General features: G+C 36.2%; 13 protein-coding genes. 4 read left to right on the forward strand and 9 right to left on the reverse strand.

Going from position 1 to position 13690, the window contains the following annotated elements:
* Window positions 1-15: 15 nt before the first annotated feature.
* Window positions 16-408 (reverse strand): energy transducer TonB, encoded by a 393-nt coding sequence (locus M9C83_04980; GenBank protein URQ66012.1) that lies wholly within the window; start codon window positions 406-408, stop codon window positions 16-18.
* A 58-nt stretch (window positions 409-466) separates the two neighbouring features.
* On the opposite strand from M9C83_04980, the gene M9C83_04985 reads away from it, so the two are divergent.
* Both M9C83_04985 and M9C83_04990 read left to right on the forward strand, forming a co-directional pair.
* The gene (locus M9C83_04985) at window positions 467-892 is read left to right on the forward strand and encodes a CBS domain-containing protein (protein ID URQ66013.1); all 426 of its coding nucleotides are present in this window, start codon (window positions 467-469) and stop codon (window positions 890-892) included.
* Window positions 889-1290, forward strand: a complete 402-nt coding sequence (locus M9C83_04990; protein ID URQ66014.1) for an arsenate reductase ArsC — start codon at window positions 889-891, stop codon at window positions 1288-1290. The genes M9C83_04985 and M9C83_04990 overlap by 4 nt, the downstream gene beginning before the upstream one ends.
* Here M9C83_04990 and M9C83_04995 read toward each other — a convergent pair.
* Genes M9C83_04995 through M9C83_05005 form a run of 3 tightly spaced genes read right to left on the reverse strand, consistent with a single transcriptional unit; the run spans window position 1265 to window position 4566 of the window.
* Window positions 1265-2410 (reverse strand): alpha-hydroxy-acid oxidizing protein, encoded by a 1146-nt coding sequence (locus tag M9C83_04995; GenBank protein ID URQ66015.1) that lies wholly within the window; start codon window positions 2408-2410, stop codon window positions 1265-1267. The genes M9C83_04990 and M9C83_04995 overlap by 26 nt on opposite strands.
* Window positions 2411-2458: 48 nt before the next feature.
* A complete protein-coding gene (locus M9C83_05000; protein URQ66016.1) occupies window positions 2459-3373 on the reverse strand; it encodes an SDR family oxidoreductase in 915 nt (304 codons plus the stop codon).
* A 44-nt stretch (window positions 3374-3417) separates the two neighbouring features.
* Window positions 3418-4566, reverse strand: a complete 1149-nt coding sequence (locus M9C83_05005; protein URQ66017.1) for a PatB family C-S lyase — start codon at window positions 4564-4566, stop codon at window positions 3418-3420.
* 91 nt (window positions 4567-4657) lie between these two features.
* On the opposite strand from M9C83_05005, the gene M9C83_05010 reads away from it, so the two are divergent.
* Together M9C83_05010 and M9C83_05015 are read left to right on the forward strand one after the other, a co-directional pair.
* Complete coding sequence (locus tag M9C83_05010) at window positions 4658-6217, forward strand: acetyl-CoA acetyltransferase (protein URQ66018.1); 1560 nt, start codon at window positions 4658-4660, stop codon at window positions 6215-6217.
* 10 nt (window positions 6218-6227) lie between these two features.
* The gene (locus tag M9C83_05015; protein URQ66019.1) at window positions 6228-7226 is read left to right on the forward strand and encodes a malate dehydrogenase; all 999 of its coding nucleotides are present in this window, start codon (window positions 6228-6230) and stop codon (window positions 7224-7226) included.
* Here the strand turns inward: M9C83_05015 and lysS are convergent.
* From lysS to alaC, 5 genes are all read right to left on the reverse strand, one after another.
* On the reverse strand, window positions 7223-8710 hold the full coding sequence (gene lysS / locus M9C83_05020) for a lysine--tRNA ligase (GenBank protein ID URQ66020.1): 1488 nt from the start codon (window positions 8708-8710) through the stop codon (window positions 7223-7225). The genes M9C83_05015 and lysS overlap by 4 nt on opposite strands.
* A gap of 14 nt (window positions 8711-8724) precedes the next feature.
* Window positions 8725-9823, reverse strand: a protein-coding gene (gene prfB / locus M9C83_05025) for a peptide chain release factor 2 (protein URQ66021.1) whose coding sequence is annotated in 2 segments (ribosomal slippage) — window positions 8725-9747 and window positions 9749-9823 — 1098 coding nt in all. Because the reading frame shifts where the segments join, the coding sequence is not laid out codon by codon here.
* Window positions 9824-9826: 3 nt separating this feature from the next.
* Window positions 9827-11218, reverse strand: a complete 1392-nt coding sequence (gene thrC / locus M9C83_05030) for a threonine synthase (GenBank protein ID URQ66022.1) — start codon at window positions 11216-11218, stop codon at window positions 9827-9829.
* On the reverse strand, window positions 11208-12488 hold the full coding sequence (locus tag M9C83_05035) for a homoserine dehydrogenase (GenBank protein ID URQ66023.1): 1281 nt from the start codon (window positions 12486-12488) through the stop codon (window positions 11208-11210). Before M9C83_05035 ends, thrC begins: the two co-directional genes overlap by 11 nt.
* Entirely contained in the window at window positions 12488-13687 is a 1200-nt protein-coding gene (alaC, locus tag M9C83_05040; protein ID URQ66024.1) for an alanine transaminase, read from the reverse strand. The genes M9C83_05035 and alaC overlap by 1 nt, the downstream gene beginning before the upstream one ends.
* Window positions 13688-13690 lie beyond the last annotated feature (3 nt).

Here is a 13690-nt window from a genome sequence, read left to right on the forward strand (position 1 = left end):
AAATACTAGAAAACTTTATTGTAGGTCAAAATTTAATCTTACTTGAACGTTGTTAGCTTTGACAGATTGACCATTAAATGAAGGAGGCATATATACCCATTTTCGTACTGCTTTAATTGCAGATCTTTCAAAAACACCTTGAGGTGCGGCTTCAACAACATAAGGATCTAAGACTGCTCCATCTGTATCAACATCAAATTCGACAACTACATAACCTTCTTTGCCTAGCCTCAAAGCTTTTCTAGGGAAAGAAGGTAACTTTGCATAATTTCTCTCAACAGTTATCTCTGTTTCGTCTTCTCCAACATATCCTATATCTGTAATTGCGGAGATGCTTGAAGCAAATATTACTGCCATAAAAATAGCTAAGCCTCTTGCTGATAGTTTATAAACTTTATTTAAAGACATTATGGTTTACTCCTGTATATGTCTATATTATACACCTTTTATAAATCTTAAGATCACAATGAGTAAATCGAAGAAAGTAAAGCACTACTTAGCTGGACAGCGCTACTGGGAAGTGTTTGTAATTGATAAAGAGGAAACAGTAGGACATGCTTGCGAATTGATGGACAAAAATAGAATCGGAGCTTTGATCGTAGTTGATAAAAAAACTGATGTTGAACACAGTCATGTTATTGGAATAGTCACAGAAAGAGATATTGTCAAAACCATTTCGCATCATCTAGATAATATTGAAGATAGAACAGTTGATCAAATAATGACAAATTCTGTTGTCAGTACAACACCTGATGCAACATCTGAAGAAGCTGTAAATTTAATGGTTGAAAATCAAATTAGACATTTAGCTGTTATGGAAGAGGATATATTGTTGGGCGTTATTTCAATGCGTGATCTTTTCTATTCATTGAATTACCTAAATAAGGAATGAAAATTCTTTTTGCATGCATTGAAAACTCATGCAGAAGTCAAATAGCTGAAGCCTTAGCAAAAAATATTTCTCAAGGTGAGATTAAATTCTATAGTGCTGGCTCCAAACCTAGTGGTGTTGTAAATCCGATGGCAATAAAATTACTTCGCTCACAAGGGGTTCATTTATCAGATCACAAATCAAAACATGTTTCAGATTTTGAAGGTATAAAATTAGATTATCTAATTTTAATGGGGTGCGGAGACGAATGCCCTAATTTAGTTGCTGATGAGAGAATTGAGTGGGATATTCCTGATCCTAAAGACATGGAAGAATCTGAATTTCTTAGAGTAATAGAGCAAATAAGATGTGAAGTACAAAAATTAATTGAAACTATCTATATCGAACATTCTCTCTAGAGAGTTCTTTTACAGATTTTACTCCCATCAATCTCATGTCACGTTCAATTTCTTGTTTCATCAGTTCTAAAGCCCTTTCTACTCCTTCTTGTCCAGCGGCTGCTAAGGCATATAAATAAAATCTACCTCCACCGACTGCCTTTGCTCCAAGTGAGAGTGCTTTCAACACATGAGTGCCTCTTTGTATCCCGCTATCCATAATGACATCTATATCATCCCCTACTGCATCTACTATTTCTGCTAATTGATCAAAAGGTGACCTACTTCCATCTAATTGTCTTCCGCCATGATTAGAAATAACAATACCAGTACACCCTATTTCAACTGCTTTTCTTGCATCTTCGACACTCATGACACCTTTTAAGCAAAATTGTCCATTCCAATATTCAACCATTTTTGCCACATCATCCCAACTTAAATTGGGGTCTAACATTTCAGTAAAGTATCTTCCAATTGAAATAGGCCCATCAGACATATCTACATGATCGTCTAATTGAGGAAGTGAAAACTTCTCATGAGTTAAGTAATTTAAAGCCCACATTGGTTTAACTGCAAATTGAAAAATACCATTTAAGCTTAGCTTAAATGGAATAGAAAAGCCTGTTTTTAAATCTCTTTCTCTGTTTCCCCCTGTTATTGTATCGACAGTGAGCATCATGATATCGATATTCGCATTTTTGGCATTTTCCAACATCACTTTGTTAAGTTCTCTGTCTTTATGAAAGTAAAACTGGTAACACTGAGGTCCTGGGTATCTTTTCCTTACATCAGCGAGGCTCACAGTCCCAAGAGAGGAAACGCCAAATAGGGTTCCATATTTGTCTGCTGCAGCGGCTACTGCATTCTCTCCTTGATGATGGAATACTCTTTGCAATGCTGTTGGAGAGCAGTAAATTGGCATATCTAGTCTTTGACCCAAAATTTCAACTGACATGTCAATATCCTGAACACCTCGTAATACATTAGGAATTAGATCACAATCTTCAAAACTCTTTGTATTTCTATCATAGGTGCTCTCATCATCGGCTGCGCCGTCGATGTAATTGAAAATCGGACTGGGCAAGCGTCTACGCGCTAACTCTCTGAAGTCAGTGAAACTATGGCAATCTTTCAAACGCATAACATTTGGATGTAAAATCCTACAAAAAGCTATTTTATTTCTAGAGTATTATTTTTTGCTTTCTTGTATAAGGGTAAAAGCCTTCATTGATTGGTCGCCACCCTGATAACAAAGAGTTGCATCTGCCATATCAGAAATTTGATCCCAACTTGATTCAATATTTTCAGCTGTCAATTCATCCCCAGTACCTAGATAGACACCTTTAGTTTCATGAATCATTACTCTTGTAAATACACCTGCACCTGCAGCGATAATCACTCCAGTTGGGGCATCTTCGGAAACCATATAAGTTACAGCAGGAGTAACATATTCCGGCTTAATTTGTTCTATAACGTCTTCCGGCATCAAACTTTCCGTCATTCTTGTTCCCGCTAATGGCGCCAAAGTATTACACTTAACATTATACTTAGCTCCTTCAAGTTTAAGAGTATTCATTAGGCCAACTACACCCATCTTTGCAGATCCATAATTAGTTTGACCAAAGTTACCATAAAGTCCACTAGATGAAGATGTCATAACTATTCTTCCATAGTTCTGTTCTTTCATTATTTCCCAAACCGCTTTAGTACAATTTACACTTCCCATGAGATGAACTTCCACAACCATTCGAAAATCTTGGTCTTCAACCTTTGAAAAACTTTTATCTCTAAGAATACCAGCATTGTTAACCAAGATATCAATACGACCATAGGCATCCATGGCTTGGTCAACCATTGCTTTAACCTGGTCTGCATCAGTAACACTAGCTCCATTAGCTATTGCTTCACCACCGGCAGCCTTGATTTCTTCAACGACCATTTCTGCTGCAGTAGAGGAGCCATCATCAGATCCATCTACATTTCCACCCAAATCATTAACTACAACCTTGGCGCCTCTTCGTGCCAGGTCCAACGCATGACATTTTCCTAATCCTCCACCTGCACCAGTTACGATTGCAACACGATCATTAAATGTAATTGACATAATATCTCCTCTTTATAAATTTAAGGCGCACATATTAACTTAACCTAGTTTCTTTGTGAAAAGGCTTTTTCTATTCTATTTATAGCCTCTTCTAATATAGACTTAGGACATCCAAAGTTTAAACGCACGTAGTTTTTATCTCCAAACCAAGCGCCATCATAAACACCAACTCTTGCTTCATCTATAAAAAAATTGGCAGCATTATCTAATCCGGATTCGCTACAGTCTATCCATGCTAAGAATCCCGCCTCAGGTCCCTTTAAGGAGAGTCCATCTATATTATTTAATCTTTCCATTAATAAATTTCTATTGGTTTTTAAATACTGTAGCAATTCTAAATACCACTCTTGAGCATCTCTATAAGCTGCTTCTGCAGCTACAAATGCAATATTATCTATATGGGCAACAATACCTTTCGTATTCCTCTTGAAATCTTCTCTCAGTTCTGTATTGGGTATTATTGCAGCTGCAATGGGAAATCCTGCAAGATTAAAGGTTTTGCAAGGTCCCATGATAGTAATAGAGTTATCTTCATTATATTTATTTAAACTTGCATATGGAATGTGCTTTAAACCTTCCTCTAAAATTAAATCAGAATGTATTTCGTCGCTACAAACAATAATATTTCTATCTTCACAAACTTTAGAAATTTCTTTTAATTCGCCTTCACTGAAAACAGTTCCACCTGGATTTTGAGGATTACATAGAAAAAATAACTTAGTATCATCTGTTAGAAGCGTTTCGATAGCTTCCATATCAAATTCGAGCCTTCCTTGAGAATCAAATAAATGAGTTTTTATAAATCCCCTTTCCATATTTTCGGGTGCTTCAGTGAATGGAGCATAAATTGGAGAAGGAACCATAGCTATTTCTCCCGGTGCCAGAATAGTTTTACAAGTCACATTTAAACCCACAACTCCTCCTGGTATCCAGACAACCCAATCTTTTTGTATTGACCATCCAGAATTGTTTTTTACATTATCAACAAATACATCAGTCAAATTACTTGGAATTTCAGAATAACCAAAAATTCCTTGAGATATTCTGTCAGACATAGCACTAGTTATTTCAGGAGGACAAATAAAGTCCATATCTGCTATCCACATGGGTATTACGTCAGCATTAGAGAACTTCAGCCACTTAGTGCTATGAGTTTCTTTTCTCGATATTATCTGGTCAAAATCATATTTCATAAATAAAAATCATATTACTCTAAATTTTGGTTGATACCTATTGCTCAGTGCTGTCTCAGTGGTTAGACTGCGATTCCCAATATTCTAAATTATGACAGATATCTCATATTCAAACGTTAATGATAATACCCCAGTTTTAGTCGGGAATAGTCAACTCACTGATAAAAGAGGGATTAATGGTTTTAACTACTTAGAAATACTGAAAGAAGTTTCTGAAAAAGCTATTTTAGATTGTGGTGCTTCAATGCAACTCAATGAACATATTGATACCGTGGCGGTGATTAGATTTGTAGCAGATACACCTCATAGAGACTCAGCAACTTCTAACTTGTGGGGTTATCCAAATATGCCAAGAAGTTTGTCTAATTCATTAAATATACATGCCCAAAATGAAATTTACACTACAACAGGCGGTAACTCTCCTCAATTGGCGCTAAATGAATTAGCAACTAGAATAAAGGATGATCAAATAGAATGTGCTTTATTGGCAGGAGGTGAAGCTCTAGATACTTTTGTAGGTAGATTGAAGCAAGGATTAGAAGTAAATTGGTCAGACGATCCAGGAGGCAAACCTGAATTAATAGGAAAGTCTTTAGACGGAACAAATGATCATGAAAAACTTCATGGATTATTTGATCCTTCTTCTGTATACCCTCTTTTTGCTAATTCACTAAGGGGTAAGAATCACCAAACTATCAGAGAACATATGCAAGAAACGGGTAGATTGTTTGAAGAATTTTCAAGAGTAGCCTCAAAAAATAAACATGCTTGGTTCCCAATTCATCGTTCTGCTGAAGAAATTGCTGAAGTTAAACCTGAAAATAGAATGATTGGCCTTCCCTACACAAAGTACATGAATTCTATAATGCGAGTAAATCAATCTTGTGCATTGATTATGATGTCTGCCAAAAAAGCAAGAGAACTGCGTATTCCTGAATCTAAATGGATATTCATGTATTCAGGAGCATGTTTAAATGACATTTGGAATGTCTCTGAGAGAGTTGATTATCATTCCTCACCTGCTATCAAAGCATGTACCGATAGTGTCTTTGATTTAGCAAATATTTCAATTAATGAAGTCGATTTTATAGACTTATACTCTTGCTTTCCCTCTGCAGTGCAAATTGCCATGAAAGAACTATCTTTAGAGCCAAATGATCCAAGAGGCTTAACGGTTACCGGTGGACTTCCTTATTTTGGAGGTCCAGGAAATGCTTATGTTATGAACTCAATAGCAACTTTGATGGATAAGTTGAGATTAGAACCTGGAAAATTTGGTTTTGCGACTGCGAATGGTTGGTACATTACAAAGCATGGTGCAGGTATATTTTCCTCAAAGCCCTTTGAAGGCGAATGGAACCAAGTTGCTGATACTTCTCATATACAAAAGGCAATTGATTCAGCAGATAATCCTGACTTTACAGAGACTCCTCAAGGAGATTGTTCTATAGAAACTTATACAATCACCCATTCACGAAGTGGTCCAGATAAAGGAATTGTTATAGGTCGGCTTAAAAACGGAACAAGATTTATTGCAAACACTGAAAGGGATGCAGCTACTTTAGAATATATGTGTCGCGAAGAGATGCTAAATGCCTTTGGTACAGTTTCTAATGATGGAAAAAGAAATATTTTTAAGCCAAATTTATAAGGAGAAATATATGAAAGAAATCAATGTTGCAGTTACAGGTGGAGCAGGACAGATAGCTTATTCACTTTTGCCCAGATTAATAAGCGGTGAAACTTTTGGGCCTGATACAAAAGTAAATTTAAGACTCATCGAAATACCTCAAGTTGTAGATAAGTTGCAAGGCACAATTATGGAATTAATAGACTGTGGTTTTGAACAAACAGGTGAACTTGTCGCTACCTCTGACATCAAAGAAGGAGTAAAAGATGCTGATTGGATTCTTTTGGTAGGCAGTATTCCTAGAGGGATCGTTATAGATGGGAAGAAGATTGAAGAAAGAAGTGATCTTTTAAAAATAAATGGTGGAATCTTCACGGATCAAGGAGCAGCCATAGGAGAACTAGCTAAGTCGGATGCAAAGATATTAGTAGTGGGTAATCCAGCCAATACCAATGCACTTATAGGAATGAACTCAGCGAATAATTCTACACAACAGTGGTTTGCTATGACTGCTCTTGATGCTAATAGAGCCAAAGCACAATTAGCAGAAAAAGCAGCTGCCGAAATTTCATCTGTAAAAAATATGATCATATGGGGTAATCACAGTCCTACCATGTATCCCGATCCTTATAATGCAACTATTAATGGCGCTAGTGCTGTTGAAATTATTAATGATAACCAATGGATTGAAGATAGTTATTTACCTTTAGTTCAACAAAGGGGTAAGGCCGTAATAGATGCTAGAGGAGCATCATCTGCTGCTTCCGCTGCTAATGCTGCGATAGATACGGTCAAGGCAGTAATCAATCCTACCAAAGAAGGTGATTGTTTTAGCGCAGCTGTTGTTAGTGATGGAAGTTATGGAATTCCAAAGGGTTTAATATTTGGATTTCCTTTAAGAACTAATTCAAACGGAAAAATCGAGATAATTCAGGGGATAGAACTGAATGAGTTTGCTCAAACCAAGATAAAAGTCACTACCGAAGAATTAGAGTCTGAAAGAGAAGCTGTTTTAGATCTAATTGGCTAATTTTTAGGCTTCATTTGCGGGAATAGGAGTACATCCCTGATGGATTGAGCACCTGTCAGTAACATCACCAATCTATCAATACCGATACCAACCCCTGCACAGGGCGGTAAACCATACTCCAGAGCCTCGATGTAGTCAGAATCGAATTCCATAGCTTCTTCGTCACCCGCTGATTTTTGAGATACTTGATCTTGAAAACGATCTGCCTGATCATCAGGATCATTCAGTTCCGAGAATCCATTAGCTATTTCCTTGCCTCCAATAAATAACTCGAATCTATCTACTTCATGAGGGTTTTCATCCGAAGCTCTTGATAGAGGCGATACATCTTTGGGATATCCAGTAATGAATGTTGGGTTGATCAATTCTGATTCAACAAGCTCTTCAAATAATCCAAATAGAATTTTGCCATTTGACAGATTTTCTATATCTTCAAACTTATATTTTTTTCCTAAATCTAGAAGGAAACCTCTATCGTCAAATGAGATAGGGTCGATAGAAAGTTTCTTAGAAACTGTTTCTTTCAAACTAATCCTTTGAAATGGTTTAGAAAAATCATAGCTTATATTTTCAGTTTCCAATTTTGATGAGCCCCATACTTCTTCTGAAACAAATTTAAAAAGTCTCTCTAAAAAATCCATTTGATCATTAAAATCAGCGAAAGCGGTATAGTACTCTAGCATTGTAAATTCAGGATTATGTTTTGTAGATAACCCTTCATTTCTAAAATTTCTATTTATTTCAAAAACTTTTTCCATTCCGCCAACCACAAGTCTCTTCAAATATAATTCGGGTGCTATACGCAAATAAAGGTCCATATCCAATGCATTATGATGAGTTGTAAATGGTTTAGCTGCTGCGCCACCGAGAATCGAGTGCATCATTGGAGTTTCTACTTCCAAATATTCATGATTTATAAAAAACTCTCTTATTGAGCTTATTATTTGACTCCTTTTCTTGAAAATTTCTAAACTTTCTGAGTTTGTAATCAGATCTAAGTATCTTTTTCTATATCTTTGCTCCGTGTCAACAAGTCCTGAATGTTTTTCAGGTAATGGTCTTAAAGATTTAGTTAACATTTGTATTGAATCTGCATGAACAGTTAATTCTCCTGTTTTTGTTAGGAATAATTTTCCCTTTATTCCTACGATATCTCCAAGGTCCCATGTTTTAAATTCATCATATTGCCCTTCAGGAATATCATTCGATCGGATATAAGCTTGGATTTGTCCTTTCATATCTTGCAAAGTTATGAAACTAGCTTTACCCATAATCCTCTGCAACATAATCCTCCCGGCAATAGCAACTTCGTGAGATTGTTCTTCTAATTCTTCTTTAGATGTTCCGTCAAATTGAATTTTTAAATCTTGAGATAAAGAATCTCTTCTAAAGGAATTTGTGTAGGCAACCCCCCTCTTCCTTAGTGCATCAAGTTTTAATCTTCTCTGTTCGAGAAGCTCATTTTCCGTAAGTTTTTCTGTCATATTTGATACTTTAACTAAATATTTTCTTTTAAGCTTGCTTCGATGAAATAATCTAGCTCGCCATTAAGTACCGCTGAACAATTTGTGGTTTCTACCCCAGTTCTTAAATCTTTAATTCTTGAGGAATCAAGCACGTACGATCGTATTTGACTACCCCAACCAATGTCAGCTTTCGACTCTTCTAAAGATTGTTTTTCTTCATTACGCTTATTCATTTCTATCTCATATAGTTTAGCTCTTAGTTGAGCCATGGCTTTATCCTTATTCTGATGTTGAGATCTTTGTGACTGACATTGTGATACCACACCCGAAGGTTCATGAGTAATTCTTATAGCTGAGTCGGTTTTATTTACATGTTGCCCCCCTGCACCGCTGGCTCTATAAGTATCAATCCTTAAATCAGCAGGGTTTATTTCTATCTCTACTGTTTCATCAACCTCTGGTGAAATAAAAATAGATGCAAATGATGTGTGTCTTCTGCTTCCCGAGTCAAATGGAGATTTTCTGACTAATCTATGAACTCCCGTCTCTGTTCTCAACCATCCATATGCATAATCACCATTAAATTTTATTGCCGCACTCTTTATACCGGCCACTTCACCTGGAGAAACCTCTATTACTTCTGTTTCAAAACCTTTAGATTCACCCCATTTCAAATACATCCTCATGAGCATCTCTGCCCAGTCCTGTGCTTCTGTTCCGCCTGAACCTGACTGAATATCTAAATATGCATTATTCGGATCCATGTTATTTGAAAACATTCTTATAAATTCTAAATCACTTAATGCTAATTCATTTTTCTCTATTTCTTTAGAAATCTCTTCGAGCGCAGATGAGTCATCTTCTTCAATAGCGATTTCCGTTAGCTCTATAGAATCTTTAATAGCAATATCTAGATTGTTGAACTTCATTAATTCCTTTTCTAAATAGACCTTCTCCTTATTGATTTCTTGAGCTTTTTGAGGATCGTCCCATATTTTTGTGTCACTTAATTTAAGAATTAATTCTTCCAGTTTTAAGGTCTTATTTTCAACGTCAAAGATACCCCCTTAGATCTTCTATTCTTTGAGAGTGATCTTTTAGCTCTTCATTAAGTGATGTAATTTCTATCATGTATTAAAGTGCTTTAGAGAGAACGAAACTTTTAATCTCTTCGTAATTTTCTGCCAAAATATTGAATTGCTCTTCCTGTTGAAGTGTTTTTTCAACTTTCTTAGGAAGAGATGAATGATAATCTGGAATAGCTTTCTCAATAGCCTCTGAAAATTTAGCAGGATGTGCAGTTCCCATTGTTATGACAGGTTCATTTGAAGGTGATATTTCATTACTTGCCCTAACACCAGTGGCTGTGTGTGGATCAAGTAAGTAACCGATCTTTTGATGTGTATTGATAATTTGTTTAATTATCTCTTGATCATTGCTGCAATGACTTTTAAAAAAATTAGAAACTGCATCTATCTTACTATCAGGAATATCAATACTTTTTTCCGGAAAGGAGCGCATATTTTTTGCAAGTAACGATGAATCATTATCATATAAATTATATAGCAGTCTCTCAAAATTACTGGCAATAGAAATATCCATACTGGGAGCAAGGGTCTGAACAACATTTGTTTTGGCATAGAGGTTGTTAGAAAAAGTTTGATGCAAAACATCATTTTCATTTGTCGCTATGATAAGCCTTTTTATCGGCAATCCCATTTCTTTTGCAGTCCAGCCAGCATATGCATGACCAAAATTACCCGAAGGTATTGAAAAAGTAAGGTCTTCTTTTATTTCTTTTAGTCTTAGATAGGACCAAAAGAAGTATACTGATTGAGTCATACACCTTGCCCAATTTATAGAATTTGCAGCAATAAACCTTACTTTAGTATGTAGGAAATCCTCATCAAGAAACATTTTTTTAACTATGTTTTGGCAGCCATCAAAATCAGTTTCTATCGCTAGTGGGTAAACATTTTGAGATTGAGTTGTTGTCATTTGTTTCCTTTGAAACTCAGTTACCTTTTCATGCGGATAAAGAATGTAAACTTCAACATTTTCATGTCTCGCGCAAGCAGATATTGCTGCTGCTCCGGTATCTCCAGATGTAGCTCCAAGAACAACTATTTTTTCACCCTTCTCTTTTGCAAAGTGATTAAGTAAAACTCCCAATAGCTGCATAGCAACATCCTTGAAAGCTAATGTGGGACCATGAAATAATTCTAAGACCCAGTGATTCTCTTCAATCTCCTTTAACTTAACAACATCTTCTTCATCAAAAGATGTGTACGCCTCCTCTAATAGTTTTAAAAAACTACTTTCGTCTATTTCACTTTCTACATAGGGATGCAGAATTTTTGCAGCTAATTGGTAAAAAGGAAGATTTGACCAACTTTCAATTTCTTCAATAGAGAATTTAGGGAATGTTTGAGGCATATATAGGCCTCCGTCTGGGGCCAGTCCTCCCAATAGCACCTCTGAAAAAGGAACTATTGGGCTTTCTCCTCTTGTACTGTTATAAAGCATTGTAGATTCTGAACTGTTTGACTGAGCCTGATGTCTCTTCCATTAATTCCAAATTATTCTTTAACTGTATAGCTTCGATCTCTGTTAGGGGACCTGAAATTATAACTACTGGAACATATGTATTTTCTTTATTATTGGTTTTGGTTTCTTTCTGGATAAGAGCCTCAATACTAATTTGGCTATCCGCAAAAACTGAGGAAAGCTTAGCTATAGCTCCGGCTTGATTGATGACGTTTAAATTAAAATATCTTCCAAAATTCTGATTATCTTCCTGACCAAAATTATTTTTATTTCGCTTTTTATCAGATACAGGCCATCCTCCATTAGAAAGATCAACTAAATCAGCTATGACTGCAGATGCGGTAGGCTTAGGACCAGCTCCAGGACCATAGTAAACAGTGGAGCCGATTTCTTCACAAAAAATCTCCAATGCATTCATTTGTTGTCCTACTTGAGATAGTAACTGACCTTTAGGTACAAAGGTTGGAAATGCACTTACATTTACTTCACCATCTACCATAGACCCATAAGCTATATGTTTGACTGAATATTCCAACTGCTCCGCGTAAACAATATCTTCGGGAGATACATTTTCTATTCCTTCATAAGATACAGAGTTAAAATCATATAGAGTATTGAAAGCTAACGCAGACAGTATAGAAGCCTTTTGAGCTGCATCAGTTCCATCTACATCCATTGTTGGATCAGCTTCAGCAAGACCTAAGTCTTGTGCTTCTTTCAAGGCATCTTTAAAAGAGGATTGATTTTCAGACATTTTTGAAAGAATAAAATTGCTCGTACCATTTAATATACCTGCAAACCAGTTTACTTTGTTTGCAACCAAACCTTCTCTTAAGGCTTTTATGACCGGTGTACCACCAGCAACAGAGGCTTCAAATCCAATCTGTACCTTTTTTTCTTTTGCAAGCTCAAATAGTTCGTCTCCATGAGTTGCTATTAATGCCTTGTTGGCTGTAACAATGTGTTTTCCGTTTTTAATAGCTTCTTCAATCAAGTCTTTCGCTAGATCACATCCTCCAATCAACTCTACTAAAACATCTACCTTAGGGTTTCTAGCTACCTCCATAAGATCAGTCACAACATCTAGTTCATAAGGAACGACTGATTTACCTTTACGAGCGCCAACCTGTATGATTTCTATCCTTACTCCACCATTATCCTCAACTATATTGGGAGAATTGGAGAGGATCTCAAGAACTGCTCCGCCCACATTTCCGACGCCACAAACGCCAATCTTTAATGTTTTCATTAATTTATTGCTTGTACGTTAGATGAATTAGATAAAAATTTCTTTATATTTCTTATAGCCTGTCTCGATCTATGTTCATTTTCTATAAGTGAAAAACGTACGTATCCCTCACCATAACTCCCGAAACCAACTCCTGGTGAAACAGCGACCTTAGCGTGAGCGAGTAACTGTTTACTGAACTCCAAAGAACCGAGATGTTTATGAGTAATTGGTATCTTTGCCCAAACAAACATGGTTGCCTTTGGACTTTCCACATACCAACCAGCATTGTTCAAACCTTTAATCAAAACATCTCTTCTTGATTGATACATAGTTTTAATTTCATTTACATGCTCATCTCCTTGATCTAATGCTTTTATTGCAGCGACTTGTATCGGAGTGAATAATCCATAATCAAAATAAGACTTTATTCTTGAGAGAGCGGCTAAGAGTTCTTTGTTGCCACAGCAAAAACCAACTCTCCAACCTGGCATATTGTAACTTTTAGATAGAGTAAAAAACTCTACAGCAACATCTTTTGCACCTTTTACCTGCAGTATCGATGGCGCCTTATAATCATCAAAGCATATATCTGCATATGCAAGATCTTGAATTATCCAAATCTTATGTTCTTTAGCAAAATCTACTATTTTTTCAAAAAACTCAATATCTACGCATTCTGTGGAAGGATTGCTAGGAAAATTCAGAACTAACATCTTAGGTTTTGGGAAAGAATTAGTCATTGCTGACTCTAGTTCAGAAAAGAAATCTATATCATCGCCAATCGGAACATGCCTTATGTCAGCTCCAGCAATCACAAATCCATAAGGATGAATAGGATATGAGGGATTTGGCACTAAAACTGCGTCACCTTTATCTAACGTTGCCAAAGCAAGATGTCCAAGACCTTCTTTTGAACCCATAGTCACAACTGCTTCACTTGCTGGATCTAGAAAGACTTGATATCTCCTCTCATACCAATCACAAATTGATTTTCTCAGTCTTGGTATACCTTTGGATTGTGAATATCTGTGAGTGCTACCATCTAAAGCAGACTCTCTTAACTTATCTACTATTTCTGTTGGCGTTGATTGATCAGGATTGCCCATGCCGAAGTCGATGATATCTTCACCCCTCTTTCTTGCAGCAGCCTTCAAGTTTTGAATTTCATCAAATACATAAGGTGGCAATTGATTAATTCTAGGAAAATTACTGTCCATAGA

The sequence above is a fragment of the SAR86 cluster bacterium genome, from assembly GCA_023703575.1.
Lineage (GTDB): Bacteria > Pseudomonadota > Gammaproteobacteria > Magnimaribacterales > Magnimaribacteraceae > Magnimaribacter.